This window comes from Microbacterium sp. 2MCAF23 (assembly GCF_052115565.1).
Taxonomy (GTDB): Bacteria; Actinomycetota; Actinomycetes; order Actinomycetales; family Microbacteriaceae; genus Microbacterium.
The window spans coordinates 71,009-95,977 of record NZ_JBFRGY010000010.1; the positions used below are offsets into that span (position 1 = coordinate 71,009).

The 24,969-nt window shown below is 71.3% G+C and carries 24 protein-coding genes; 13 read left to right on the forward strand and 11 right to left on the reverse strand.

Annotation, left to right across the window (positions count from 1 at the left end; all coding sequences use genetic code 11):
* Positions 1-19: 19 nt before the first annotated feature.
* Complete coding sequence (locus AB4078_RS11535; protein ID WP_441977248.1) at positions 20-937, reverse strand: LysR substrate-binding domain-containing protein; 918 nt, start codon at positions 935-937, stop codon at positions 20-22.
* A gap of 129 nt (positions 938-1,066) precedes the next feature.
* On the opposite strand from AB4078_RS11535, the gene AB4078_RS11540 reads away from it, so the two are divergent.
* The 7 genes from AB4078_RS11540 (at position 1,067) to AB4078_RS11570 (ending at position 6,932) form a co-directional block, all read left to right on the forward strand.
* On the forward strand, positions 1,067-2,383 hold the full coding sequence (locus tag AB4078_RS11540; protein WP_441977249.1) for a flavin-containing monooxygenase: 1,317 nt from the start codon (positions 1,067-1,069) through the stop codon (positions 2,381-2,383).
* The gene (locus tag AB4078_RS11545; protein WP_441977250.1) at positions 2,383-2,856 is read left to right on the forward strand and encodes a RidA family protein; all 474 of its coding nucleotides are present in this window, start codon (positions 2,383-2,385) and stop codon (positions 2,854-2,856) included. The genes AB4078_RS11540 and AB4078_RS11545 overlap by 1 nt, the downstream gene beginning before the upstream one ends.
* The gene (locus AB4078_RS11550; protein ID WP_441977251.1) at positions 2,853-3,524 is read left to right on the forward strand and encodes a DUF1028 domain-containing protein; all 672 of its coding nucleotides are present in this window, start codon (positions 2,853-2,855) and stop codon (positions 3,522-3,524) included. The genes AB4078_RS11545 and AB4078_RS11550 overlap by 4 nt, the downstream gene beginning before the upstream one ends.
* Positions 3,517-4,719 (forward strand): M20 family metallopeptidase, encoded by a 1,203-nt coding sequence (locus tag AB4078_RS11555; protein WP_441977252.1) that lies wholly within the window; start codon positions 3,517-3,519, stop codon positions 4,717-4,719. The genes AB4078_RS11550 and AB4078_RS11555 overlap by 8 nt, the downstream gene beginning before the upstream one ends.
* Entirely contained in the window at positions 4,716-6,197 is a 1,482-nt protein-coding gene (locus AB4078_RS11560) for an aldehyde dehydrogenase family protein (protein ID WP_441977253.1), read from the forward strand. The genes AB4078_RS11555 and AB4078_RS11560 overlap by 4 nt, the downstream gene beginning before the upstream one ends.
* A gap of 11 nt (positions 6,198-6,208) precedes the next feature.
* Positions 6,209-6,643 (forward strand): hypothetical protein, encoded by a 435-nt coding sequence (locus AB4078_RS11565; protein WP_441977254.1) that lies wholly within the window; start codon positions 6,209-6,211, stop codon positions 6,641-6,643.
* An 88-nt stretch (positions 6,644-6,731) separates the two neighbouring features.
* A complete protein-coding gene (locus tag AB4078_RS11570) occupies positions 6,732-6,932 on the forward strand; it encodes an AsnC family protein (protein ID WP_441977255.1) in 201 nt (66 codons plus the stop codon).
* Between the two features lie 15 nt (positions 6,933-6,947).
* On the opposite strand, the gene AB4078_RS11575 is transcribed toward AB4078_RS11570, so the two are convergent.
* The 3 genes from AB4078_RS11575 to AB4078_RS11585 form a co-directional block, all read right to left on the reverse strand.
* Entirely contained in the window at positions 6,948-7,982 is a 1,035-nt protein-coding gene (locus AB4078_RS11575) for a S66 family peptidase (RefSeq protein WP_441977256.1), read from the reverse strand.
* Positions 7,983-7,991: 9 nt separating this feature from the next.
* Positions 7,992-8,960, reverse strand: a complete 969-nt coding sequence (locus AB4078_RS11580) for a hypothetical protein (RefSeq protein ID WP_441977257.1) — start codon at positions 8,958-8,960, stop codon at positions 7,992-7,994.
* A gap of 191 nt (positions 8,961-9,151) precedes the next feature.
* The gene (locus AB4078_RS11585) at positions 9,152-11,020 is read right to left on the reverse strand and encodes a phosphoenolpyruvate carboxykinase (GTP) (RefSeq protein WP_441977258.1); all 1,869 of its coding nucleotides are present in this window, start codon (positions 11,018-11,020) and stop codon (positions 9,152-9,154) included.
* A 110-nt stretch (positions 11,021-11,130) separates the two neighbouring features.
* Here AB4078_RS11585 and AB4078_RS11590 point away from each other — a divergent pair, with 110 nt between their 5' ends.
* Together AB4078_RS11590 and AB4078_RS11595 are read left to right on the forward strand one after the other, a co-directional pair.
* Positions 11,131-12,570 carry a helix-turn-helix domain-containing protein gene (locus AB4078_RS11590; RefSeq protein WP_440733383.1) on the forward strand — a complete coding sequence of 480 codons (1,440 nt, stop codon included), beginning with the start codon at positions 11,131-11,133 and terminating at the stop codon, positions 12,568-12,570.
* A gap of 85 nt (positions 12,571-12,655) precedes the next feature.
* Positions 12,656-13,321 (forward strand): SDR family oxidoreductase, encoded by a 666-nt coding sequence (locus AB4078_RS11595; RefSeq protein ID WP_441977259.1) that lies wholly within the window; start codon positions 12,656-12,658, stop codon positions 13,319-13,321.
* Positions 13,322-13,351: 30 nt separating this feature from the next.
* Here the strand turns inward: AB4078_RS11595 and AB4078_RS11600 are convergent, their stop codons facing one another.
* A complete protein-coding gene (locus AB4078_RS11600) occupies positions 13,352-14,422 on the reverse strand; it encodes a winged helix DNA-binding domain-containing protein (RefSeq protein ID WP_441977260.1) in 1,071 nt (356 codons plus the stop codon).
* 178 nt (positions 14,423-14,600) lie between these two features.
* On the opposite strand from AB4078_RS11600, the gene AB4078_RS11605 reads away from it, so the two are divergent.
* The 3 genes from AB4078_RS11605 to AB4078_RS11615 are packed head-to-tail and all read left to right on the forward strand — an operon-like array spanning position 14,601 to position 17,458.
* Complete coding sequence (locus tag AB4078_RS11605) at positions 14,601-16,013, forward strand: ferredoxin reductase family protein (protein WP_441977261.1); 1,413 nt, start codon at positions 14,601-14,603, stop codon at positions 16,011-16,013.
* A 33-nt stretch (positions 16,014-16,046) separates the two neighbouring features.
* Positions 16,047-16,586 (forward strand): FMN-binding protein, encoded by a 540-nt coding sequence (locus AB4078_RS11610; RefSeq protein ID WP_441977262.1) that lies wholly within the window; start codon positions 16,047-16,049, stop codon positions 16,584-16,586.
* Positions 16,583-17,458 (forward strand): FAD:protein FMN transferase, encoded by an 876-nt coding sequence (locus AB4078_RS11615; RefSeq protein ID WP_441977263.1) that lies wholly within the window; start codon positions 16,583-16,585, stop codon positions 17,456-17,458. The genes AB4078_RS11610 and AB4078_RS11615 overlap by 4 nt, the downstream gene beginning before the upstream one ends.
* Here the strand turns inward: AB4078_RS11615 and AB4078_RS11620 are convergent.
* From AB4078_RS11620 to AB4078_RS11630, 3 genes are all read right to left on the reverse strand, one after another.
* Positions 17,451-18,461: a sensor histidine kinase gene (locus tag AB4078_RS11620; RefSeq protein ID WP_441977264.1), complete on the reverse strand. Its 1,011-nt coding sequence runs from the start codon at positions 18,459-18,461 to the stop codon at positions 17,451-17,453. The genes AB4078_RS11615 and AB4078_RS11620 overlap by 8 nt on opposite strands.
* Before the next feature lie 31 nt (positions 18,462-18,492).
* Positions 18,493-19,161, reverse strand: a complete 669-nt coding sequence (locus AB4078_RS11625; protein ID WP_441977265.1) for a response regulator transcription factor — start codon at positions 19,159-19,161, stop codon at positions 18,493-18,495.
* A gap of 141 nt (positions 19,162-19,302) precedes the next feature.
* Positions 19,303-20,754, reverse strand: a complete 1,452-nt coding sequence (locus AB4078_RS11630; RefSeq protein WP_441977266.1) for a glyceraldehyde-3-phosphate dehydrogenase — start codon at positions 20,752-20,754, stop codon at positions 19,303-19,305.
* A gap of 270 nt (positions 20,755-21,024) precedes the next feature.
* Between AB4078_RS11630 and AB4078_RS11635 the strand changes: the two genes are divergently transcribed.
* Positions 21,025-22,350 carry an amidohydrolase gene (locus AB4078_RS11635; RefSeq protein WP_441977267.1) on the forward strand — a complete coding sequence of 442 codons (1,326 nt, stop codon included), beginning with the start codon at positions 21,025-21,027 and terminating at the stop codon, positions 22,348-22,350.
* 182 nt (positions 22,351-22,532) lie between these two features.
* On the opposite strand, the gene AB4078_RS11640 is transcribed toward AB4078_RS11635, so the two are convergent.
* The 3 genes from AB4078_RS11640 to AB4078_RS11650 all read right to left on the reverse strand — a co-directional run bounded on the left by AB4078_RS11640 (position 22,533) and on the right by AB4078_RS11650 (position 24,957).
* Positions 22,533-23,516, reverse strand: a complete 984-nt coding sequence (locus AB4078_RS11640) for a methyltransferase family protein (protein WP_441977268.1) — start codon at positions 23,514-23,516, stop codon at positions 22,533-22,535.
* Between the two features lie 81 nt (positions 23,517-23,597).
* A complete protein-coding gene (locus AB4078_RS11645) occupies positions 23,598-24,323 on the reverse strand; it encodes an alpha/beta fold hydrolase (RefSeq protein WP_441977269.1) in 726 nt (241 codons plus the stop codon).
* Positions 24,324-24,369: 46 nt separating this feature from the next.
* Positions 24,370-24,957 (reverse strand): TetR/AcrR family transcriptional regulator, encoded by a 588-nt coding sequence (locus AB4078_RS11650; RefSeq protein WP_440733394.1) that lies wholly within the window; start codon positions 24,955-24,957, stop codon positions 24,370-24,372.
* Positions 24,958-24,969 lie beyond the last annotated feature (12 nt).

Consider the following 24,969-nt stretch of genomic DNA (forward strand, 5'->3'; position numbering starts at 1 on the left):
GAACCTCAGCCCGCGAGCCTCACGCTGTGCCGAAGAGCTCGCGGGCCAGGGCTGCCACGGCGCGCGTCCTGGCCGTCGGCCGCACCCGCGCCACGCGGGCGAAGCACACCTCGAGGGCAGGCGCATCCCCCGCGATCCGGAGCGCCCGCAACTCTCCCCCGTCGTACGTGAGCGGCGCGAGCGGCACCTGGTTCAGTATCGAGTAGCCGTGCCCGCGGGCGACCAGGGAGCGCACGGTCTCGTAGCTGTGCGAGCTGTACCGCACTCGCGGAATCACGCCCGCGCCCTCCAGCATCCCCAGGAAGTACTCGCGCGACTGCGCCAGATCCAGCAGCACCAGCTCGGAGTCGGCGAGTTCGGTGAGCGCGACCTCCTCACGCGTCGCGAGAGGATGATCGGCCGCGAGGATCACGTGCGGCGGCGCGGAGAACAGCGGATCGAACGCAAGGTCGTGCACCCGGCCGAAGTCATAGACGATCCCGCCCTCGACCGCGCCGGACAGCAGCAGGTCGGTGGTGCCCTCCATGTCGGCCTCGATGATCTCGATCCGCAGCTCCGGGTGCTCCTGCTCGACGCGGGAGATCAGTCGTGGCAGCACGAACGGCGCGAGCGTGACGAAGCACGCCAGCCGCAGCGTGCCGCGCACCTGGTGGTGATGTCCGCGGACGGTGTCGGTCATCTCCTCGACCTGGGCGAGCACCGACTGCGCGTCATGCAGCAGCTGCTCCCCTGCCTCCGTCAGCGCGAGCCCCTTGCTGCGCTGCCGCACGAACAACTGCACGCCGAGCGAGCGCTCGAGCTGCGCGATCGCGGTCGACACGGCGGACTGAGCGACGTGCAGGTCGATCGATGCCTCGGTCATCGAGCGATGCGTCGCCGCCGTGACGAAGTACCTCAGCTGGACGAGGGTCATGTCGGCGCTCTGCAGTCTGGCCATGGCGAAAGAGTATCAATAGATCAGATGCAGGTCTTCGAATCTGTGAAGTGTACAGATGCCGCTCTCCTCGGGAGCATGGAGGAGCAGCAGTACCCGAGGCAGTAGAGGAACGGCGCAGTGGAGGAACGGATGTCGCACGAAGACGTGGAGGTGCTGGTCGTCGGCGCCGGCCAGGCGGGCATCGCGATGAGCGAGCACCTGAGCCGGGCGGGCGTGGAGCACCTCGTCGTGGAACGGGATCGGATCGCGGAGCGCTGGCGCTCCTGGCGGTGGGACTCGCTGGTCGCCAACGGCCCGGCCTGGCACGACTGCTTCCCCGGCCTGGAGTTCGACGTGGATCCGGACGCCTTCGCGGGCAAGGAGCAGGTCGCCGAGTATCTCGTTGCGTACGCCGAGAAGTTCCACGCACCGATCCGCACGGGTGTCGAGGTGTACAGCGTGCGCCGGCACGTGAACCGCCCCGGCTTCCGGGTGGAGACGGATGAGGGCACGATCGACGCCCGCTACGTGGTCGCCGCGACCGGGCCGTTCCAGCGTCCGATCATCCCGGCCGTCGTCCCGCAGGACGCGGGGATCCACCAGATCCACTCCAACCAGTACCGCAACCCGGCGCAGCTGCCGGAGGGCGCCGTGCTCGTGGTCGGCGCCGGATCCTCGGGCGTGCAGATCGCCGATGAGCTGCGCCGCTCCGGTCGCGAGGTCTACCTCGCGGTGGGCCCGCACGACCGGCCGCCACGGCGCTACCGCGGCCGCGACTTCTGCTGGTGGCTGGGCGTGCTCGGCAAGTGGGACATGGCCGCTCCACCCGTGGGCGCGGAGCACGTCACGATCGCCGTGAGCGGCGCGCGCGGTGGGCACACCGTCGACTTCCGCGCGCTGGCCGCGACCGGGGTCACGCTGCTCGGCCGCGCCGGCGACTACGAGGACGGCGTGCTCGCCATCGCGCCCGATCTGCGCGCCAACATCGCCGCGGGAGACGCGAATTACCTCTCGGTGCTCGACGAAGCCGACGCCTACGTGCTGCGCAACGGGCTGGACCTGCCGGAGGAGCCCGAGGCGCACGTGATCGGGCCGGATCCGGAGAGCCTCACCCACCCGATCCTCTCGCTCGACCTGAAGGCCGCCGGCATCGCCTCGATCGTGTGGGCGACCGGCTTCGCGCTGGACTACTCCTGGCTGCAGATCGACCCGGGCGCGTTCGACGAGCGCGGGCGGCCGATCCACCAGCGCGGCGTCTCCGCGGAGCCCGGGATCTACTTCCTCGGCCTGCCCTGGCAGTCCCGCCGCGGCTCCAGCTTCCTCTGGGGCGTGTGGCACGACGCGCGCTACATCGCCGATCAGATCGGCATCCAGCGCGGCTACGCGGCCTACCCCGCCGCCACCGCCACCACTCAGGCCGACGTCACCAGGTCCGTCGCCACCCTCGCACAGACAGGAGTCGCATGATGCCTACGCACACCCGCATCCGCCCGTTCAACACCAAGGTCACCTACCCCGAGCAGAACCTCGACAACGACCTCTGCCAGGCGGTCGTGGCGAACGGCGTCGTGTACCTGCGCGGTCAGATCGGTCAGGATCTGGAGACCCGCGAGTCGGTCGGCATCGGCGACGTCGAGGCGCAGGCCGAGAAGGCGATGGCGAACATCGCGATGCTGCTGGAAGAGGCCGGATCCTCGCTCGACGACATCGTCAAGGTCGTCGTCTACCTCATCGACCCGCGCTATCGGGAAACCGTCTACCGCGTGATGGGCCGCTGGCTCACCGGCGTCTTCCCGGTCTCGACCGGCCTCGTGGTGAGCGCCCTGGCGCGCCCGGAGTGGCTCGTCGAGATCGACGCGACAGCTGTGATCAGCAGCGCGGCCGATCGTGCGGCGAACGCCGATCGCGGCTCCGCCGCCGACGACGAGGCCGCGCGATGACGTTCTCGATCGTCGCGCACGACGAGACCGGCGCCTTCGGATCCGCGATCTCGTCGTCCTCCCCCGCGGTCACCGCGCGCTGCGTGCACCTGGCCGACGGCGTCGGCGCGGTGAACTCGCAGAACATCACGGATCCGCGCCTCGGCCCGATGCTGCTCGCCGCCCTGCGCGACGGCGCCTCGGCCGAAGAGGCACTCGACGCCGTGACCGCCTCGACCCCGCACATCTCGTTCCGCCAGCTGCTCGTCGTGGACGCACAGGGGCGCTCGGCCATGTACTCGGGCGAGCGCGCGCTCGGCAACGTCGGCGCGGCTCGAGGTCCCGGAGTGGCGGCGGGCGGCAACATGCTCGCGTCGACCAGCATCCCGCAGCTCATGGTCGACGCCTTCGCCGCCTCCGAAGGCGATCTCGAGCGGCGCCTGCTCGCGGCCATGCAGGCCGCGGTCGCCGCGGGCGGCGAGGAGGGTCCCGTGCACTCCGCCGGCCTCTCGGTCGTGCGCGACGCCGGCTGGCGGGTCACGGACCTGCGCGTCGACTGGACCGAGGGCGATCCCATCGCCGAGCTCGGCGCCCTGCTCGAGGTGTGGCTGCCGCAGCGCGACGACTACGTCACGCGCGGGATCGACCCGTCCGCCGCCCCGAGCTACGGAGTGCCCGGCGATGAGTGAGCTCACGGCCGTGACCGACGTCGCGGCGCTCAAGGGCGCCGCGGATGCGACGGTCGCTGCGGCCGCCGCGGACCTGATCCGGCTGTCCGAGACCCTGCACGCGAACCCGGAGACGGCCTGGCAGGAGCACCGTGCCGCCGGCTGGGTCGGCGAGGCGCTGACCGCCGCGGGCTTCCGCCTCACCCCGTCGTATCTGGGCCTGGAGACGGCCCTGCTCGCCGAGGCCGGTTCCGGACCCACGGTGATCGGGATCATGGCCGAGTACGACGCACTGCCCGGGCTCGGGCACGCGTGCGGCCACAACCTCATCGCCGCCAGTGCGGTCGGCGCCGGGCTCGCGCTCGCCCCGCTCGCTGACGAGCTCGGCCTCACCGTACGCGTCTACGGCACCCCCGCGGAGGAGGGCGGCGGCGGCAAGATCGAGCTGATCGAGGCCGGCGCGTTCCGGGACCTCGACCTCGCGATGATGGTGCACCCCGCGCCTGTCGATGTCGCCGAGGCCCGGCCGTTCGCGGTCTCGCACAGCCACATCGCCTACGACGGGGTGTCGGCGCACGCCGCCGCCTATCCGGATCAGGGCGTCAACGCGAACGACGCGTTCCTCGTCGCGCAGGTCGCGATCGGGCTGCTCCGCCAGCAGCTGCCCGCCGACACCCGCGTGCACGGCGTGCAGACGGTCGGCGGCTACGCCCCGAACGCGATCCCGGAGCGCACCGAGGGCCGCTGGTACGTGCGCGCGAACTCGCTCGCCGAGCTGGAGATCCTCGAGGAGCGTGTGAACCGCTGCTTCGAGGCCGGGGCGCTCGCCTCGGGCGCGACCCTGAGCATCATGCCCGAGAGCAAGCCGTACTCCGAATTCCGCACCGACGACCGCGCCCTCGAGTTCTATCGGGCCAACGCGATCGCCCGCGGGCGCGTGTTCGCGGATCCGGAGGTCGCCGGGCGGATGAACCGGGCGTCCACCGACATGGGCAACGTGTCACAGCTCGTCCCCGCGATCCACCCGTACATCGGGGTCGGCTCGCTGCCGTACGGCAACCACCAGAAGGAGTTCGCCGCCGCGTGCGTCGGCCCCGTCGCGGAGAAGGCGCTGCTCGACGCCGCGGTCCTCATGGCGTGGACCGTGATCGACGTCGTCGCCGCCCGCACGGGCGCTCCCATCCCCGAGAATGCTCTGAAGGAGAGTGCCTCATGACCGCCATCGACTGGACCGCGCGCAGTCGCGCGCTCGCGATCGACGGCCGCGCCGTGATCGACGGCCGCCGCGTCGACGCCTCGGACGCCGCCACGATCGCCGTGCACAGCCCTGGATCGCTCGCGCACCTCACCGATCTCGCCGCGGGCACAGCCGCCGACGTCGACCGCGCGGTCGTGATCGCCCGGCGCACCTTCGACGACGGCTCGTGGAGCCGGCGCAGCGTCGCCGACCGCGGCCGGGCGCTGATCCGTCTCGCCGACCTGATCATGGCGAACCTCGAGGAGCTCGCACTGCTCGAGACCCTCGACTCCGGCAAGCCGATCGCACAGACACTGACCGTCGACGTGCCCGGCACCGCCGAGACGTTCCGCTGGTACGGCGAGCTGGCCGACAAGCGGTTCGACGAGATCCCGGCCACCCCACCCGGCTCGACCGCGCTCGTCCAGCGCGTGCCGCTCGGCGTGGTCGGCGCGATCACGCCGTGGAACTACCCTCTCGAGATCGCCGCGTGGAAGCTCGCGCCGGCGCTCGCGAGCGGAAACAGTGTCGTTCACAAGCCCGCGACCGAGACCTCGCTGACCGCACTGCGGCTCGCGGATCTGGCGCTCGAGGCGGGGATCCCCGCGGGTGTGCTCAATGTCGTGCCGGGGCGCGGATCCGTCGTCGGGGAGCGCATCGCGCTGCACCCGGACATCGATGTGCTCGCCTTCACCGGCTCGACGGCCGTCGCCAAGCGCCTCATGGTGAGCGCCGGGACCTCGAACATGAAGCGGGTCGCACTCGAGGCCGGCGGGAAGAGCTCGAACCTCGTGTTCGCGGATGCCGACCTCGAGGCCGCGGCCGCGAAGGCCGCGTTCGGCGCGTTCTACAACCAGGGCCAGGTGTGCTCCGCGAACTCGCGAATCCTGGTGCAGCGGTCGGTGCACGACGAGTTCGTCGCCCTGCTCGCCGCCGCCGCACGGGGCTACGCTCCCAGCGACCCGCTTGCGGGCAGCGATGGGAACGGCAGTCTGATCAGCCGCGCGCACGCCGACGAGGTCTCCGCCGCGATCGCCCAGGCGGCTGCGGACGGCAACCTGGTCGCGGGTGGCGATCGCGTGACGATCACCGGATCCGACGCGTACCTCAACCCCGCGATCGTCACCGGCCTCGGCGCGGACCATGACCTGCACCACGTCGAGGTGTTCGGCCCACTCGTGGCGGTACTCGGTTTCGACGACGAGGACGAAGCGGTCCGCCTCGCGAACGACACCGAGTACGGCCTCGCGGCCTCGCTGTGGACGACCGACTTCGGCCGCGCGCACCGGGTCTCGGAGCGGCTCGTCGCCGGCACCGTCTCGGTCAACACCGTGGATGCGCTGGGCCTGACGACGCCGTTCGGCGGATTCCGCCAGTCGGGGTTCGGCCGCGACCTCTCCCGGCACGCGCTGGACAACTACACCGACTGGAAGACCACCTGGTTCCAGCACGGATGAGAAGGACGACGATGACCCACCCGCGCTGGGCCGCCCTTCAGCTCGCGACGCTGCTGACGACCGTCGCCTGCGTTGCAGTGCATGCGGCGATGCTGCTGAGCGGCCCGTCCGTGCTCGCGACGGCGATGGTGCTGCTCGCGGCGACCTGCGCACTCTGCCTGCGGCCTCGTCGCACACCCCTGCCCGACGCGGCGTGGGGTGCGGCGATGGCGATGGCGGCCGCGATGCTGCTGCTGCACATCTGGTCCGGCGGCGGCGGGTGGTCGGGCGGCGCCGGAATAGGCGTGCACGCGCATGGCCTCGCGCAGGAGACGACGCCGCTCGACGCGTTGCACAGCGCGGCGCTCGGCCTCAATGCGCTCGAACTCGCTCTGGTCATGGGCGCCGTCCTCGCGATCGGGGTGCGGAACCGCCGGCGGGCGGGCAAGCTGTCCGCTCGGGGCTGAGCGGATCCCGTCAACATCCCTTGACACGTCTCCCTCGCGTCAACCAGCATTGACGCGAGGGAGATTTCATCATGGAGGCGAAAGAATCATGAAGACCGCGCAGGCGACGGATCCGCAGGGCGAACCTCTCGCCGAGCTGCACCGGCTGGTCGAGGTGCGCCGCGACATCGTCCGCGCCGAGGACGTGCAGGTGCGCCGAGCGCGCGCCGCCGGCTACTCCTGGCAGGCGATCGCCAGCGCACTGGGCACCACCCGGCAGGCGGCGCACCGCAGGTTCGGGCGGCGCTGACATCGCCGCGCGCCTTCAGGTGTAGTCGGCCACGACCCGGTGCGCGGCGCCGTCCAGCGCGAGCGTGCCGCCGTACGGCACGATCCACTGCGGCCTGGTGTGCCCGACCGGCACGCCCACGCACACCACCGCGGCCGGGTTGTAGTGCGCCATCGCAGCGAGAACGGCATCGCGCTGAGCAGCACGGGCGGTGGCGCGCTCCTCCGCCGAGGGGACGACCTCGTGGGTGCTGACCGGAGGCCGCGCGACCACGACCCCCGAGACCCGCGCAAGCAATCCCCGTTCCCCGTAGGCGCGGAGCTGCTCCGCCACCATGGAGGCCGGGGTGAGCCGCTCGCTCGTCTCGAGGAGCAGGATCGCACCGTCGAGCTGCTCGTCCCTAGGAAAGCGTCCCGCGAGCGCGAGCTGAGCGAGCACTTCGATGCACCCGCCCCAGGTCGGTCCCGCCGCGTGAACGGCCGGCCCTGCCCATGCCCACGGCTCGGTCGGCTCGCGGTCGCCGAACCGAGTGAGTGCATCAGGGTGCTCCCAACGCCGCCCGAAGTCTTCCGACTCCCCCGGCTCGTCGAGTTCGATCGTGCCGCCGTCGAGCAGCGCCGCGCGCAGCGAGCGGGCGTGGATCGCGTCGACCATGGGGCCTGGGCCGAGATGCACCTGTGTCGAGCCGCCGTAGTAGCCCGCGACGCCCTGCCGCCACAGCCAGTTCAGGATGTTGGTGTTGTCGCTGTATCCCAGGAACGGCTTGGGGTCCGCCTGCACGACGGCGGCGTCGAGATGCGAGGTCACGAGGATCTGATCGTCTCCGCCGATCGTCGCGATCACGGCTCGGATCGAGGGATCCGCGAAGGCCGCATTCACGTCGGCCGCGCGGGCCTCGGCGGACGCGCCCAGCTGCCGCGTCGTCGGGTACTCGACCGGGATCAGCCCCGTGATCTCCTCCAGTCGGCGCATCGCCTGCCCGTGCACAGGGATCGAGACGGCCGGCGCGGCGAATGCCGGGGAGAGCACGGCGATGCGGTCGCCTGGTCTGGCCTTGGGCGGAAGGAGCATCGCTTCAGCTTAGGACGCGACTTCCCCCTCAAAGGACGTCGCCCCCGCCCAGCGCAGCACCCGTAGCGCCCTGAGGGTGACCCAGCGGCTGGGGAACCCCTCGGACTCGCCCTCCATGGCGAACGGCGTCGGCCCCTCGTGCGTGTTGCCCAGGCGCCACAGCCCATTCGCATCACGCTGGGAGCGCAGCAGCTCGAGCGCCTCGGCGCAGCGCGGATCCCCCTTGGGTCGCGCCCGACGCAGGTAGTCCAGGCCGCGCAGCACGTCGTAGTACCAGCGCACCGGATACGAGGCCATCGTGAAGCGCGGGTCGATGACCTCCCCCGTGCTGCGCCGCCGGAACAGCCGGCGCTCCAGCAGATACTCCTCCGCGGCCAGCCGCGCCGCCCGCGACTCCTCGGTGCCCCCGGTCGCCTGCTCCCAGACGAGGAGACCGTCGAGCACGCAGATCGTGGAGTGCAGCGACGACGTCGTGGCCCCGTACTCGGCCCAGCAGTTCCACCCGCCGTCCGCCAGCTGCCCGGCGAGGAGAGTGCGGACGACGGCATCACCGGACTCCCCGAAATACGCGGCGTTCGAGAGGACGACCCCGTTGACGCACGGCTCCGTCTCGCCGCAGAAGTAGGGCGGGGCGTTCTCCTGGTCCCACCGCACGCCCTCGCGCACCCGCGTGACCGCCCGCCGCACCCGGTCGTCCGCCGGGTCGACACCGAAGTCGACCAGCTGCTGCAGGCTGAAGTGCGTGGCGGTCCACGCGTCGTACATCGGACGGCTCTCATCGACCCAGCCGGGCCGGTACACCCCGCCGTCCCACAGCCCGTCCTCCGCCTGCAGCGCCAGTAGCCGTGCACCCCAGCCCTCGGCGGCCACGCGGGCGCGCTCTTCCGCGACGTCTTCCGGAGATGCATCCGTCAGGTCGCGGAGAACCTGCCAGCGGATCGCGGGGTCGGAGTCCATCAGGTAATCGATGACGTCCATGCCGCGACGCTACCCGATCGCCCCGACATCGAGCACGGCACGAGTGCGGAATCCATCGTCGCCCATCAGAACGTGCCGGCAGGATGCCGGAGACCACTCAGCCATGGGTCTGTCTCCGGCATCCCGCCGCCGCGGGTCCTGGTGGATCCGGTCCCCGTCCGTTCACACGGGCGGAGGAACCGGATCACGTCTTATGCGCTCGCGAGGCGGTAGCGCAGCGAGGCGAGCTCGGTGGTGAGCGCCGCCGGGAGGCGGTCGCCGAACGTCGCGAAGAACTCCTCGGTCGAGTCGGCCTCGCGGGTCCACGACGCGGTGTCGACGCTGAACAGCTCGGCGAGATCCTCGTCGGCGACATCCGCACCCTCGAGGTTGAGGTCCTCGATCCTGGGCAGGCGTCCGATCGGGCTGTCGACGGCGTCGACCTCGCCCTCGATGCGACGGATGATCCAGTCGAGCACGCGGGCGTTGTCGCCGAAGCCGGGCCACAGGAACCGGCCGTCGGAGCCGCGGCGGAACCAGTTCACCTGGAAGATGCGCGGAGCCTTGTCGAAGCGGACGGCACGGCCCATCTTCAGCCAGTGCGCGAAGTAGTCGCCCATGTTGTAACCGCAGAACGGCAGCATCGCGAACGGGTCGCGGCGCAGCTCGCCGAGCGTGCCCTCCGCCGCCGCCGTGCGCTCGGACGAGATGGTCGCGCCCAGGAACACGCCGTGGCTCCAGTCCGTCGCCTCGACGACGAGCGGGACGTTGGTGGCGCGGCGTCCGCCGAACAGGATCACGTCGAGCGGCACGCCCTCCGGATCCTCCCAGTCCTCCGCGATCTGCGGGCACTGCGCCGCCGACACGGTGAAGCGCGAGTTCGGGTGCGCGGCGGGACGGCCGGATTCCGGAGTCCACGCGTTGCCCTCCCAGTCGATGAGGTTCGCGGGAGCCTCATCGGTCAGGCCCTCCCACCACACGTCGCCGTCGGGGCGCAGCGCCACGTTCGTGAAGATCGTGTTGCCCCAGAGCGTCTCGACCGCGGTGACGTTGGTCGACTCGCCGGTGCCCGGCGCGACGCCGAAGAAGCCGGCCTCGGGATTGATCGCCCGCATGCGGCCGTCAGCACCCGGGCGGATCCAGGTGATGTCGTCACCGAGCGTCTCGACCTTCCAGCCCGGGATCGTGGGGCGGAGCATCGCGAGGTTGGTCTTGCCGCACGCCGACGGGAACGCTGCGGCCACATGGTAGGCCTTGCCCTGGGGCGAGATGACGCGGATGAGCAGCATGTGCTCGGCCATCCAGCCCTCGTCGCGGGCGAGCACCGAGGCGATGCGCAGCGCGAAGCACTTCTTGGCGAGGATCGCGTTGCCGCCGTAGCCGGACCCGAAGGAGTACACCTCGAGCGTGTCGGGGAAGTGCACGATCCACTTCTCGTCGTTGCAGGGCCAGGTGGTATCGGCTTCACCGGCGGCCAGCGGGGCCCCGACGGAGTGCACGGTGCGCACCCACTGGGCGCCGTTCGCGATCTCCCGGACCACGGCCTCGCCGACGCGGGTCATGATGCCGATCGAGGCGACGGCGTAGGCGCTGTCGGTGACCTGCACGCCGATCTGCGAGATCGGTCCGCCGACCGGGCCCATCGAGAACGGCACGACGTACATCGTGCGACCGCGCATCGAGCCCTCGAAGATCTCGTTCATCTTCGCGTGCATCTCGGCGGGATCCGCCCAGTTGTTCGTGGGGCCGGCGTCGATCTCCTTCGCCGAGGCGATGAAGGTGCGTCCTTCCGTGCGGGCGACGTCACTGGGGTGCGAACGCGCCAGGTAGGAGCCGGGACGCCACTCCGGGTTCAGCTTGATGAGCTTGCCCTCGTCGACGAGTTCGTGCAGCAGGGCGTCGTTCTCCGCGGCGGATCCGTCGATCCAGTGCACGCGGTCGGGCTGGGTCAGGGCGCTGATCTCGTCGACCCACGCGCTGAGCGCGGCGAAGGCCGGGGTGTCGTACTCGGGAGCCGCACCGTACTCGCGCACAGCAGCGAGGGGGGAGGTCCGCGGGGTGAACGTCTCGGCGATAGCCATTGTCTGCTCCTTAAAGCCTGGGGCGATGTGACCATTCTGCGCCAGTATTGGGCACTCTTCGGGGCGTTGTTGGCTTCAAGAACATTGATTCTTTCGCTAGGATCAATTCCATGGCCTCCGGACTCGAGCTCACCACCCTCGGACATCGCATCCGACACCACCGCACGCGCAGCGGCATGACCCTGGACGAGCTCGGCGCCGCCGTCGGTGTCGCAGGCTCCCAGCTCAGCCTCATCGAGAACGGCAAGCGGGAGCCGAAGCTCTCGCTGCTGCAGGCCATCGCCGACGCGACCGGCACCGAGGTGAGCGACCTCATCTCCGGCGAGCCGCCGAACCGGCGCGCCGCGCTGGAGATCGAACTCGACCGCGCGCAGTCCAGCTCGGTGTTCCGTCAGCTCGGGATCGCCCCGGTGCGGGTGAGCAAGGGCATGCCCGACGAGACGATCGAGTCGATCCTGGGCCTGCACCGCGAGCTGCATCGCCGTGAGCGCGAGGCGATCGCCACGCCGGAGGAGGCGCGGCGGGCCAACACCGAGCTGCGTCTGAAGATGCGTGCGCTGGACAACCATCTGCCCGAGATCGAGGCGCTCGCCGAGAAGCAGCTGAAGGCGGCAGGGCACTCCTCGGGAGCTCTCACGCACCGCACCGTGAGCATCATGGCCGAGCAGCTCGGGTTCGAGCTGCTGTACGTCGACGACCTGCCGCACTCCACGCGCTCGGTCACGGATCTTGAGCATGGGCGGATCTACCTCCCGCCGGCATCGATCCCCGGCGGCCACGGCCTGCGCTCGATGGCGCTGCAGGCGATGGCGCACCGCCTGCTCGGCCACACTCCCCCGACCGACTACGCCGACTTCCTGCAGCAGCGGGTGGAGATCAACTACTTCGCCGCGTGCTGCCTCATCCCCGAGACCGCGGGCGTCGCCTTCCTGCAGCAGGCGAAGAAGGACCGCAACCTCGCCGTCGAGGACTTCCGCGACGCGTTCGGCGTGACCCACGAGGCCGCCGGCATGCGGATGACCAACCTCATGACGAAGCACCTCGACATGCGACTGCACTTCCTGCGCGTGGACGAGTCGGGCGCGCTCACCCGTGTGTACGAGAACGACGACCTGCCGCTGCCGATGGACGTCACCGGATCCGTCGAGGGTCTCACCGTGTGCCGCAAGTTCTCGGCGCGCGCCGCCTTCAGCCAGCGCAATCGCACCACGGAGCACTACCAGTACACGGACACCCCGTCCGGAACGTTCTGGTGCTCGACGCAGACCGGATCCACCGACGGCGGCGGCTTCTCGATCACGGTCGGTGTGCCGTTCGACGACGCCCGCTGGTGGCGCGGGCGGGAGACCACCGATCGTGCGCAGTCGACCTGCCCCGACGAGGCGTGCTGCCGCCGCCCTCCGGCCGGGATCGCGGAGCGCTGGAACAACAAGGCCTGGCCGAGCGCCCGCGTGCACACGCACATGTTCTCGCCGCTCCCCCGCGGCGCGTTCCCCGGCGTCGACGACAACGAGGTGTACTCCTTCCTGGACCGCCACGCCGCCCAGTAACGGCGGCTCGGTCGGTGCGCCGCGTGCGCCGCGTACGTCGCCTGCAGGATCGCACCGGCGCGGGATCCTCGACTAGCGTCGGAGCATGCCCCTCGCCCTCGTCACCGGCGCCGCTCGCGCCGACAGCATCGCCGCCGGGATCGTGCCGCGCCTGGAACGCAGCGGGTGGACCGTCGTCACCAGCGACCTCGACGACGCCCGCTTCCCGGCCGACCTGTCGACCGCGGACGGCCCTGACGCCCTCATCGCCGCGGTGATGCGCGAGCACGGGACGATCTCGGCCCTGGTGCTGAGCCATGCCCACGACGTGGAGTCGGGGATCCTCGACACGACCGCGGACAGCTTCGATCGGCACGTCGCGGTCAACGCGCGTGCGACGCTCCTGCTGATCGCGGCGTTCGCGCGGCAGGCCGCTCCTGAGGGCGGGGCCATCGTCGCGCTCACGAGCGACCACGTGACCGGGAACCTGCCCTATGGCGCGTCCAAGGGCGCGCTCGACCGCATCGTCATCTCCGCGGCGCGCGAGCTCGGACCTCGCGGGATCTCCGCGAACGTGCTGAACCCGGGTCCGATCGACACCGGATGGATGGATGACGCGACCCGCGCGCACCTGGCGGCCCTCACCCCGCAAGGGCGCCTCGGCCGACCGGCCGATGTCGCGGCCCTCGTCGACTTCCTCGTTTCGCCGGAGGGGCGCTGGGTGTCCGGCCAGCTGCTCAAGTCCGACGGCGCCTTCTCCGCCGAGTTCTGAATCGGCGGGCGCTCTCTTCAGCGCTCCGTCTCAGTGCGCCGAGACGAAGTCGGCGTAGCGGCGCAAGGCTGCGGTGACGGCGGCCGGATCCGGCGCCGGCTCCCCCTCGAAGAGCTCTGCGATCGGATGGTCGCGGTGCCGGCCGACGGCGGCGGAATGCGACCAGGCACCGGCGATGCGTCCGCCGGCGAGCAGGCTCGCGCGCACCATGCCGTTCTTGCCGGGGCCGATCGACGCCATGCTCCGCGCCGATGCCACGGGCGAGCGATCGGCGTACGAGATGTAGTACTCGTCGAACATCGGCAGAGCGAGCGCCCCGGCATCGTCCGCCCCCGCGGCGCGACGCGGGCGGGCCACACCGAGGAACACGCCCTCCGCCTGCTCCGTCACGCGGGGGCGCCCCCGCTCCGCCGCCTCGCGCGCCACGGTGACCGGCAGTCCCGACCACCATGCGAAGTCATCGACCGTCGCAGGACCGTGTCCTTCGACGTAGCGCACGAAAAGCTCCGCGAGCGGATCGGCGGGCGGCGTCGTCTCTGGGATCCATTCCTCCGCCAGCATGAACAGCTGCTCACGGGAGACCGCGTCGTCGCGGTGCACCACGGGCCCCTGCACCAGGATGCCGCGCACGTTGAGCGCGTAGATGAGGTGCACGCCGCGCTGACCCGCCGGATCGATGCCGATCTCCGCGAGGTCGTCGAACAGCTGCGCCCTGGTGCGCCCGCCGTCGGTCAGGCGCTCGCGGAACGCCGCCTCGACGCGGGCGATGAGGGCGTCGTCGATGCCGAGCTGGCGCTGGCGGGTCGCGTCCTGGCGGAGCTGGCGATCGCCGGTCACCGACAGCACCCAGCGCAGGTCTTCGGCGGGGATCACGTGCAGTGTGCCCCGCATGGTGTGGGTGCGCACGAGCTCGCCACGGTCGAACGCGGCGTCGACGGCGGCGAGCGTCGGCGCACCGGACGATCGGATGCCGAGCGCCCAGCGGCCGGCGATGAATTCCTGGCCCTGCACGGCGAGCATGTGCCGGGCGGCGGCGACCGGGGTGCGCGCAGGGGCGGTGAGCCGGTGCGAACGGAGCCGTTCGCTCAGAAGAGCCGTCATGGACCCATCATGCCGCGCGGTCCCGACAACGGCCGGATGCCGCGGACAACGCCGCGCACGCGGTGCGGACACCGCTGCGGGGGCGCGGATCCGTTCGGATCCGATGAGTTCCCTATGACGATGCTCAAGACGACCGATTCTTGGGCTTCTCTGTCAAACCCGCGCCGACGATGGTGCCATGGCAACGCTCACCACCCTCAGCCCGGTCCCGCGACGTGTCGCCGCGCCGGCCCGCCGGCTGCGCCCGGCGCTCTGGCGGATGGCCGCGGTGACGCTGATCTGGGCGACGAGCCTGTTCGTGCTCGCGCTCTGGGTGAGTGGCGCCGGGGCCCAGTCCCTGCTGGCTGTCGACGGCGACACGCTCACGACACTGGGCCGCCTGACCGGCCTCGTGTCGGCGAACCTGCTGCTGTACCAGGTGCTGCTGATGGCCCGCGTACCCGTGTTCGAGCGCGGCTTCGGCCGGGACGGCATCACCCGGCTGCACCGTCTCGTCGGGTTCTGGTCGTTCTGGCTGCTGCTGGCGCACCTGGTGCTCATCACCGTCGGGTACGCGATCACGTCGCACACCGACGTGCTCGTGCAGGCCTGGGACTTCGTCTGGGACTACCCCGGCATGCTGCTCGCGACGGCCGGCACGGGACTGCTGATCCTCGTCGTGGTCACATCGATCCGCCGGGTGCGACGCCGGCTGCGCTACGAGTCCTGGCATCTGCTGCACCTCTACGGCTACCTCGGCGTCGGCCTCGCGATCCCGCACATGCTGTGGACCGGCGCGGACTTCACCGCGTCGGCCGGCGCGACCTTCTACTGGTGGACGCTCTGGGCCTGCACCGCCGCGTGCGTGCTGTGGTTCCGGGTCGCGGTGCCGCTGATCCGCAGCGCCCGGCACGGACTGCGCGTGGTCGCCGTGTCGCCCGACAGCCAGGACGGGGTGTCGGTCCGCGTGGCCGGTCGCGACGTGCATCGACTCGGAGCGCGCGCCGGCCAGTTCTTCATCTGGCGCTTCGTGGACGGACCGGGCTGGACCCGCGGTCACCCGTTCTCCCTCGCGGCGGATCCGGCCGGCGACGAGCTGGTCATCTCGGCCCGCCGCGTCGGCGACGGCACCGACCGGCTGGCCGAGCTGCGTCCAGGCACTCGCGTCATGGTCGAGGGCCCGTACGGTCACATGACCGGCGAGCGCCGGAGCGGATCACGCCTGCTCATGCTCGGCGCCGGAGCGGGCGTCGCGCCCCTCGTCGCCCTGCTCGAGTCCGAGCCGTACGCGCCTGGCGAGGCGATCCTCGTCACCCGCGACCACTCCGCCTCCCACGGACTGCGCCGCGCGGAGATCGACCGTCTCGCCGTCTCCCGCGGGCTCGTGCACTACACGCTGCACGGGCGCCGTGCCGAGACGGGCACGAGCTGGGTGCCCTCCACGCACGCCGAGTGGGACGGTGCGCAGCTGCTGCAGCGCATCGCCGGAGACCTGTCCCCGTACGACGTGTACCTGTGCGGACCCGTCCCGTGGATGCAGAGCATCCGCCGCGACCTGCGCTCCGCCGGCGTCCCCGCCGAACGCATCCACAGCGAGGCTTTCGCCGTCTGAGCGGCGGATGACGGATCCGAGAGCGAGAGAATCATGAAGAAGATCGTCTACGCCGTCCTCGCCACGCTGACCGGGCTGGTCCTGCTGTTCAGCTACCGCACCTCGCTCGAGGTGGTCACGCCGGCCGCGAACGGCACCACGGGCACGACCAAGAGCACGACCGGATCCGCCGCCGGGACGAGTCCGAGCAGCACGGCGTCCGGGACGGCCTCTGGCGCGTCATCCGACACCGCCTCCGGATCGTCCTCCTCCACGACCTCGGGATCCGGATCCGCCACGACCCCGACCGGTCTCAAGGACGGCACGTTCACCGGCCAGGCCGCCGATACCCGTTACGGCGCCGTGCAGGTCGCGATCACGGTGTCCGGAGGGCAGATCACCGACGTGTCGGTGCCGCAGTACCCGAACACCGAGCGCCGTGACGAGGAGATCAACGCGCAGGCGATCCCGATCCTCGTCTCGGAGACCAAGAGCGCCCAGTCAGCGCAGATCGACATGGTCTCGGGCGCCACGTTCACCTCGGACGGCTACACCCAGTCGCTGCAGAGCGCGATCGACCAGGCGAAGGCATGAGCGCCGTGGCACGGCCCATGCAGCCGCCGTCTTCCGAGCACGCGCGCGCGGCCGGACCTCGGCGCCACGTCGTCACCGCGGAGCTCATGGGTACCGTCGCGAGCGCGCATGTGCTCACCGCCTCCTCTTCCCCCGCCCCGGACGTCGCCGCACGGATCGCCGCCGCGCAGTCGGCGGCGATGGACGAGCTGCACGAGATCGACGCGCTGTTCTCCCCGTTCCGCGCCGACTCGCAGATCTCGCTGCTGCGCGCGGGCTCGTTGCGTCCCGAGGATGCGGATCCGCGGATCCTCGAGGTGTCGGAGGCCTGCGTCCGCCTCGCGTCGGCCAGCGGAGGGCGGTTCGACGCGAACCGGCACGGCTGGTTAGACCCGACCGGGTACGTCAAGGGCTGGGCCGTCGAGCGAGCGGCCTTCCGGCACCTCGCCCCGCTGCTGGCCGAGGACGGCATCCTCGCGGCGGGGCTCTCCGCGGGCGGCGACATGCAGCTGGTCACGGCGCCCGGTGCGGACTGGGTCTGGACCGTCGGCATCGCGGATCCGCTCCGCCCCGGCGCCGTGCGGGCACAGGTGCCGTTGCGGGAGGGCGCCGTCGCGACCTCCGGGCCGGCCGAGCGCGGGGCGCACATCGTCGATCCCCGCACAGGATACGCCGTGCGCGATGCCCCCACGGCGACCGTGATCGCCGAGCACCTGAGCGACGCCGACGCCTGGGCGACGGTCGCAGTGGTCGCGGGCTTCGACGACCTCACCTGGCTGCGCGCCGCCCCCGACTGCTCCGGGATGCTGATCGCGGCGGACGGTCGGATCCGCCGCTGGGCGCACGGGGTGGAGGTCGCCGTGGTCCCCGCGGAGACGGCGCTCCTCAGCTGAGCGCGAGGGGCAGTCGCAGCAGGAATGTGGTGCCCGCGTCCGAGGTCTCCTCGATCTCGACAGACCCGCCGTAACGCGTCGCCATGTCGCGGACCAGCGCGAGGCCGAGCCCGAATCCGCGCCGCCTTCCGGTCTCGGGACCACGGGCGAACCGCGTGAAGATCCGCTCCCGGTCCTCGGCCCTGATGCCGGGACCGCGGTCGGCGACTCGGAACTCCGCGAAACCTCGGCCCGCGCTGCTGCCGGCTCCCGCCGAGAGCGCCACTGACGAACCCGACGGCGCGTGCTGCACGGCATTGTCGAGCAGAGCCGTGCACAGACGGGTCAGGGTGACCTCGGGCACGGCGACGGACAGCCCCGCCGGGACCGCCGCCTGCAACGTCACGTCCGCGCTCTCCGCGATCGGCCGGATCAGGTCGACGGCGCCGTGCACCGCCGCGGCGGCATCCGACACCGCCGCCAAGACAGGCCCCTGGTCGGATTGCGCTGCCAGAAGGAGCTCGGTGAGGATGTCGTCCATCGCCGCCGTGTCACCGCGCAGCCGGTCGAGGGCATCGCCGATGTCTTCACCGCGGGCCACACGGCGCTGCAGGATCTGGACGCGGCTGGACAGCGCCGTGAGCGGGGTGCGCAGTTCATGGCTGGCGTCGGCCACGAAGTCGCGCTGCGCCTGCAGCGCCACCTCCAGCGGGGCGACCGCCCGCCGGGCCGTGAACCACGCGATGAGCCCGAGCAGCGCCACTCCCGCGATGCCCAGCACGACCACCCATGGCAGCACCCGGTCGACATCCACGACGACGTGATCGGGGTTTCCGATGTCGAAGTCGCCAGGCCGGGGCCCCGCCGTGACGCGGTCGTCTCCCTGCGGCCGCGAGGTCGCGAGGATCACCGCGATGAGTAGTCCGACCCCGGCGGCGATCACGATCGCCGAGGCGAGGCCCGTCCACACCCCGATCTGCCGGGCTGAGCGGCGCACCCGATCGCGATCGGCGGATCCGCTCACGACGTCGTCCCCCGTCGCCGGGCGCACAGGATCATCCCGGATCCCCCGCCCGGTAGCCGCGCCCGCGCACGGTGTCGATCATCTCCGGCGTGGACTTGCGCCGGATGTAGTGCACGTAGGTGTCGACGGTCCCGACGCCGTCCGCCGAGGAGAACACCCCGCGCAGGATCTCCTCGCGACTGAACACCCGCTCCGGACTCGCAGAGAGGAACTCGAGCAGCGCAGTCTCCGTGGCGGTCAGCGACACGCGCGCGCCGGTGGGCGAATGCAGCACCCAGGAGTCGGGGATGAACGTCCACGCGCCGATCGCCCGCCGACGGCCCTCCGCCTGGAAGCCGCGGCGCAGCGCGCGCAGCCGCGCCAGCAGCTCCTCGAAGTCGAAGGGCTTGGTGAGGTAGTCGTTGGCGCCCGCGTCCAGCCCCTCCACGCGATCCGGAACGGTGCCGAGCGCGGTCAGCATGAGCACGGGCGTGGTGATCCGCGCGGTGCGGACCGCCTCCACCAGGCGCGCCCCATCCATGCCGGGAAGGCGGCGATCGACGAGCATGACGTCGTAGCGCTCGTCGAGCGCCCGGCGCAGCGCGACGGCGCCGTCGGTCACGTGGTCGACGGCGTAGGTCTCGCCGAGCACCTCGAGTGTCATCTCGGCGATGTCCGCGTCATCCTCCACATAGAGGAGACGCGGCCGGGCATCGATCATGCGGGCCTCCTGTCCTCAGGATTGCACCACACCCGTTCCAAGACGAGACCGAGGAAGCGCTGCACAGGAGCGGTCGTACACGATTCGGGGCGCGCTCCGGGGACTGGATCCCGCGGAACGCGCCCCGAACTTCGAACACGCTCAGCCCTGCAGCGTGACCTCGCGGCGCACCGGCAACACGATCGGGTGCGAACCGGCCATGACCTCGAGCACACGGATGACCTGGCTCGAGTAGCCGAACTCGTTGTCGTACCAGACGTAAAGGATCACGTCGGTGCCGTTCGCGATGGTCGCGAGGCCGTCGACGATGCCCGCCCGGTGCGAGCCGACGAAGTCGGTCGAGACGACCTCGGGCGACTCGACGTAGTCGATCTGCTGGCGCAGCTTCGAGTGCAGCGACACGCGGCGCAGGTAGTCGTTGATCTCCGCCTTCTCGGCCGGACGCTCCAGGGTGAGGTGCAGCACCGCGAGCGACACATCGGGCGTGGGCACGCGGATCGCGGATCCGGTCAGCTTGCCCGCGAGTTCCGGCAGAGCCCGGGCGACGGCCTTCGCGGCTCCGGTCTCGGTGATGACCATGTTCAGCACGGCGGAGCGGCCGCGGCGGTCTCCGGAGTGGAAGTTGTCGATGAGGTTCTGGTCGTTCGTGAACGAGTGCACCGTCTCGACGTGGCCGCGGACGATGCCGTACGCCTCGTCGACCGCCTTCAGCACCGGCGTGATCGCATTCGTGGTGCAGGATGCGGCGGACAGGATCCGGTCGTCGTCGGCGATGGTGTCGTGGTTGATGCCGTGCACGATGTTCTTCAGATCGCCCTTGCCCGGGGCGGTGAGCAGCACCCGGGCGACGCCGGTGGACTCGAGGTGACGGCTGAGGCCGGCCTCATCGCGCCAGCGGCCGGTGTTGTCAACGACGATCGCGTCGCGGATGCCGTACGCGGTGTAGTCGATCGTCGCGGGGTCGTTCGAGTAGATCACCTGGATCCGGGTGCCGTTGGCGATGAGCTGTGAGTTCTCCTCGTCGACGTCGACGGAGCCCTCGAAGCGGCCGTGCACGGAGTCGCGCAGCAGCAGCGACGCGCGCTTGACCAGGTCGTTCTCGGCGCCCTTGCGCACGACGATGGCCCGCAGGCGCAGCCCGCTGCCGCCGCCGGTGTGCGCGATGAGGATGCGGGCGAGCAGACGCCCGATGCGGCCGAAGCCGTACAGCACCACGTCGGTGGGCTCGGCGGGCGAGGCCTCGCCGAGGGCCGGCGCGAGCTCGACGCGGAGGCGCTCGGTCAGCCCTGCGACGTCGCCCTGCACGCTCTCGCTGAGGCGGCCGAGGTCGAGCGATGCGGCGGAGGGCGAGATTTCGCGCAGCGCCTCGAGCACGGCGAGGGTGTCCTCGAGTGCGAGCTCGTCATGACCGAGCGCGGCGACGCGCTCGTGCACCTCGAGAATCTCCGTGGTGGACAGGCCGAGCAGGCGATGTCCGTGCAGCGACGTCACCACGTCGCGATCGCGGTTCAGCCCGCCGATCAGCGGGATCATCCGCTCTGCGAGTTCTTCTCTGGCCTTCCAGTCGTCGCGGCGCGCGGCGAAGTCGTTCATCAGCGTCCTTGCAAGCAGATGCGCCAGGGGTCAGTGGCGCGGGATCGGGAAGGGCGGATCCGCCCTTATCCAGGGTAGGCGGACGCAGGACGCGCGCCCGGCCGATCCGGGGTGCAAGAATCGCGGTTCTTTCCCTGCCGCTCAAGGCGAGCGCCGACATGTCCGCGCACGGGAACGCAAAGAGCCCGGAACCCGCGCCTGGACACGGAGCCCACCTTGGTCCATCCAACGCCGCACGCCCTCCCACCTTTCGTCTACACTGGTGGAATAATGAACGCGAATCACCTCGGCGATGAGGCCGACCTCCTCCTGCGCGGCGGACGGATCCGCACGCTCGATCCGGGCGGGTCGACGACCGACGCCCTCGCGGTTCGAGCGGGCCGCATCATCGCCCTGGGTGCGGAGGCGCTCGGGCTCCACGCGACCGAAACCGTCGATCTCGACGGCCGCACCGCCATCCCCGGCGTGAACGACGCGCACCTGCATGCCGCCTGGCTCGGCGCGCGCTGGCCGCACCTGTTCTTCTCCGACGCCTCACCGCACGAGCAGCCCTCTGGCACGCTCATACGCACCGCCGTCGAGCGCCGAGCCGCGCTGCGCAACGCCTGGCGTCTGCTCGCCGAACTCGGCATCACGAGTTACACCGAACCCGGGATCGGCCCAGGTGAGGACGCCGGCGAGACCGGGTGCTTCGGCACCGCGATGATGGACACCTACCTCGAGCTTCATCGCGCCGGCGTCCAGACCGCCCGTGTCACGCTGCTGCGTCTGTTCGGGGAACTGGACGGCTCGGCCGACCTCGCGGCCTTCGAGCAGGGGATCCGCGCGCCGAAACCCGAGACGGATCCGCACTGGCTCGCCGTCACCGGGGTCAAGATCTTCGCCGACGGGATCCCTCCGATGACGACCGCCTGGGTCAGCGAGCCCTACCCCGACGGCACGTCGGGCGGACTGCTGCCCCAGGGCGCCGAGGGAGCGCTGCACGCGTACCGGCGCATGATCGGCCTCGCCGTCGAACGGGGCGAGCAGGTCGCGGTGCACGCGACGGGCGACCGGTCGATCGAGGAGTTCCTGCGGGTGCTCGAGGCGCACCCCAGGGCCGCCGCCGCACCGCACTACGTCGTGCACGCCGACCTCGCGACCCCTGCTCAGATCGAGCGCATGGGCGCCGTCGGCGCCGGCTTCGCCGTGCAGCCGCTCATCGCGGAGCACACCCGGGACTGGGCGGGCGCACAGCTCGGCGCGGCCCGTATCGCCGCCGCCTGGCCGCTGAGCCACATGATCGCCTCGGGGGCGCTGACCACGATCACGAGCGACGCACCGATCGCGACGCCGGACTGGCGCATCGGCCTGGACGCCTCGCTCGCGCTGCTCGGCCGCGACGACGCGGGCATCCGCGAGCAGCTGCTCCGGTGCGTGACCATCGATCCGGCGCGCCAGGACGGCGCCGCAGCCTGGAAGGGATCGCTCGAGGTCGGCAAGGTCGCGGACATCACGGTCCTGGACGAGGACCCCGCCGCGCCAGGTCGTCCGTTCGGCGATGTCGGCATCGCGCGGACCATCGTCGACGGCAGGACGGTGTTCGCACAGGCGTAGTGCGGGCGCGCGAGCGACCACCACACCGCTCGCCGCCTCACGCTCGCCACGGAGCCGTGTGGATGAACGGGGCGGGCGACGCGTCCGCTCGTCGCCCGCCCTGGATCCGGTCCCGTCCGCGAGAGCCGGATCCTGACGCGCGGCCTCGCCCGGAACAGGAGCCGCGCGAGGCCGCGCCGCTCTCACACCGCCGTGGCGATGAGCACCCGCGGGCTTGCGGGGAGGGCGATCTTCTCGCGCACCTCCCAGCCCGCGTCGGCCAGCCAGCCGCGGACCTGCGCCTCGGGGTAGACGACCGTGCCGTCGATCACGAGGTACTCCCCCGCATGCAGCGCGTCGATGCCGCGCTGCTGCGCGTCGTCGTCGAGGAAGAAGTCGAGCACGGTGAGGGTGGCGCCGGGCACCGCTGCGGCCCTGAGGTTGCGGAAGATCTGCGCGTTCTCCTCGGCCGAGAACCGGTGAATCACGTGGTTCGCGAGCACCGCATCGTAGGCGCCCTGCGGCTGCGCGCCCGCCGTGTCGCCGACCTCGACCGTGGCGCGGTCCGCCACGCCCGCCGCCTCGACGGCCTCGGCGATGCCGCCCTCGAACCCGGGCGCGTAGAGGAAGGTGGTGCGCAGGCCCGGGTTGCGCCGCATCGCCTCGAGCGCGAAGCCCGCCGACAGGCCGCCGAAGTCCAGCGCGTTCGTCGCGGCGGAGAGGTCGACGAGACGGCCGAACTCCTGCGCGTGCAGGGCGTTGTAGGTCATGACGCCGGCCATGAAGGTCCCCCAGCGGGCGTCGTCCATCTGCAGGTCGCCGGGCTCGGTCGTGTCGACGGTGTGCGCGAACTGCAGCCAGTGCGGGTAGCTGATCTCGCCGAGGAAGGTGAGGAACGGCGCGAGGTCCACGACCGAGGCGTCTCCGGCCAGGTAGGCGGCCGCGTCCGGCTCGAGCGCATAGCGGCCTTCGGTACGCGTCAGCAGCCCCTTGCCCGTCATCGCGTCGGCGAGGATGCGCACGATGCGCTCACTCGCGCCGGTGCGCTCGGCGATGGCGGGGACCGTGTCGGCGCCATTCGAGATCGCCGGGAACAGGCCGATCCGGCTGGCCTCGAAGAGCTGCTTCGAGGCCATGTAGCCCGTCGCGATGTCCAGGATCCGCGCGGCGTCGGGAGTGGTGGTCATGTACATGCCTTTCATGTTTCTACAATTGTAGGAAATAATGGACAGGGGGTGTCCAGGGGAGCTTCGGGGACCGCGCCGGGCTCAGTCCTCGGCGAGGAACTCCACGACGGCGGTGCGGAACTCGGGAGCGTGCAGCGCCGCAAGGTGGTCGCCCGGCACCCGCACGACGCGGGAGCCCGCCACGGCGGCGGCGAGCATGTCGATGCCCTCCGACATCGGGTCCTCGGTCCCGCCGAGCAGCAGCACGGGCTGCGTCGGCGCGGCGACGGCCGGGTCGAACGGCTCCGACGCGAGCCCCTCGATGAGATCGAGCAGCTCCTCGGGGCGGTTCCCGGGGAGCGCAGCCATACCCAGGATCATGCCGGTGATCGGATCCGCCGGCGCCGGCCCTCCGGCGAGCGCGGTGCGCGCCGCGGGCAGGTCGACCATCGCGAACGGCTCCATCGGGCTGAGCCCGCCGAGCACGAGACGGCGCACCGCGACGGCGGGGTGCCCGGCGAGCGCCCAGGCCAGACGCGCGCCCAGCGAGTAGCCGACGACGTCGATCTCCTCCCCCGAGGCGATCGACGCGACAGTCTGCGCGAGCAGGTCGACCACGCGTGACGTGGAGAGCACGCCGGCCGCAGGACTGTCGCCGTGCGCCGGCAGGTCCACGAGCAGAGCCGGTCGATCCGCGAGGGCAGGCTCCCATGCGGCGCAGGGCCAGTCGAGCCGGGCGCGCGAGGCGAGGCCGTGCAGGAACAGGGCCGGTCGGCCGGCACCCTCCGAGCGGACGACGGACAGGGCGATCCTGGGTGCGCCGGTCATCGGGCGCCCTCCTCTCGATGACGCGTGGAGGCCGCCCGGAGCAGGGTCAGCGCAGCCGCGCGAGGAACTGGTCGATGTAGGCCTGATAGTCGGCGATGCGATCGCCGTCGGGGTACATGAGGTTGATCACGGTCGCTCCCACGGCGGAAGAGATGTATTCGTTCGCCAGGGGCGCGAAGTCCTGGTCGCGGATCGCGCCCTCGTCGCGGGCCGCCTCCATCCGCTCCACGAGCGATGCGCGCCAGGAGCGCAGATGGCTCCGGTACAGCTCTGCGAGCTGCTCGTTCGACATCGCGTACTCCCAGAGCGCGAGCAGCACCCGTCCGGCGGCGATCTGCTCGGGATCTCGCGGGATCGTCGCCTCCAGGAAGCTGCGCAGCGCCGCCTCCGCACCGTCCGGGGCGGATCCGGCCTCCTGCACACCCTCGGAGATCTGCGCGAGGATCGTCTCGAACGTCGCCGCGACGATGCTCTCCTTGCCAGGGAAGTAGTGCTTCAGGGCACCGTTCGCGAAGCCCGCCTCGGCGGCGATGCTGCGCATGGTCGCCGCCTCGAACCCGCCCTTGAGGATGATTCCCTTGGCGACCTCGACGATCTCCCGACGACGCTGATCGTGATCGATGATCTTCGGCATGGGTTCCTTCCG

Coding starts and splice junctions, on each gene's coding strand:
- AB4078_RS11535 (WP_441977248.1), bottom strand. CDS start 937: ATGGCCAGACTGCAGAGCGCCGACATGACCCTCGTCCAGCTGAGGTAC.
- AB4078_RS11540 (WP_441977249.1), top strand. CDS start 1,067: ATGTCGCACGAAGACGTGGAGGTGCTGGTCGTCGGCGCCGGCCAGGCG.
- AB4078_RS11545 (WP_441977250.1), top strand. CDS start 2,383: ATGCCTACGCACACCCGCATCCGCCCGTTCAACACCAAGGTCACCTAC.
- AB4078_RS11550 (WP_441977251.1), top strand. CDS start 2,853: ATGACGTTCTCGATCGTCGCGCACGACGAGACCGGCGCCTTCGGATCC.
- AB4078_RS11555 (WP_441977252.1), top strand. CDS start 3,517: ATGAGTGAGCTCACGGCCGTGACCGACGTCGCGGCGCTCAAGGGCGCC.
- AB4078_RS11560 (WP_441977253.1), top strand. CDS start 4,716: ATGACCGCCATCGACTGGACCGCGCGCAGTCGCGCGCTCGCGATCGAC.
- AB4078_RS11565 (WP_441977254.1), top strand. CDS start 6,209: ATGACCCACCCGCGCTGGGCCGCCCTTCAGCTCGCGACGCTGCTGACG.
- AB4078_RS11570 (WP_441977255.1), top strand. CDS start 6,732: ATGAAGACCGCGCAGGCGACGGATCCGCAGGGCGAACCTCTCGCCGAG.
- AB4078_RS11575 (WP_441977256.1), bottom strand. CDS start 7,982: ATGCTCCTTCCGCCCAAGGCCAGACCAGGCGACCGCATCGCCGTGCTC.
- AB4078_RS11580 (WP_441977257.1), bottom strand. CDS start 8,960: ATGGACGTCATCGATTACCTGATGGACTCCGACCCCGCGATCCGCTGG.
- AB4078_RS11585 (WP_441977258.1), bottom strand. CDS start 11,020: ATGGCTATCGCCGAGACGTTCACCCCGCGGACCTCCCCCCTCGCTGCT.
- AB4078_RS11590 (WP_440733383.1), top strand. CDS start 11,131: ATGGCCTCCGGACTCGAGCTCACCACCCTCGGACATCGCATCCGACAC.
- AB4078_RS11595 (WP_441977259.1), top strand. CDS start 12,656: ATGCCCCTCGCCCTCGTCACCGGCGCCGCTCGCGCCGACAGCATCGCC.
- AB4078_RS11600 (WP_441977260.1), bottom strand. CDS start 14,422: ATGACGGCTCTTCTGAGCGAACGGCTCCGTTCGCACCGGCTCACCGCC.
- AB4078_RS11605 (WP_441977261.1), top strand. CDS start 14,601: ATGGCAACGCTCACCACCCTCAGCCCGGTCCCGCGACGTGTCGCCGCG.
- AB4078_RS11610 (WP_441977262.1), top strand. CDS start 16,047: ATGAAGAAGATCGTCTACGCCGTCCTCGCCACGCTGACCGGGCTGGTC.
- AB4078_RS11615 (WP_441977263.1), top strand. CDS start 16,583: ATGAGCGCCGTGGCACGGCCCATGCAGCCGCCGTCTTCCGAGCACGCG.
- AB4078_RS11625 (WP_441977265.1), bottom strand. CDS start 19,161: ATGATCGATGCCCGGCCGCGTCTCCTCTATGTGGAGGATGACGCGGAC.
- AB4078_RS11630 (WP_441977266.1), bottom strand. CDS start 20,754: ATGAACGACTTCGCCGCGCGCCGCGACGACTGGAAGGCCAGAGAAGAA.
- AB4078_RS11635 (WP_441977267.1), top strand. CDS start 21,025: ATGAACGCGAATCACCTCGGCGATGAGGCCGACCTCCTCCTGCGCGGC.
- AB4078_RS11640 (WP_441977268.1), bottom strand. CDS start 23,516: ATGACCACCACTCCCGACGCCGCGCGGATCCTGGACATCGCGACGGGC.
- AB4078_RS11645 (WP_441977269.1), bottom strand. CDS start 24,323: ATGACCGGCGCACCCAGGATCGCCCTGTCCGTCGTCCGCTCGGAGGGT.
- AB4078_RS11650 (WP_440733394.1), bottom strand. CDS start 24,957: ATGCCGAAGATCATCGATCACGATCAGCGTCGTCGGGAGATCGTCGAG.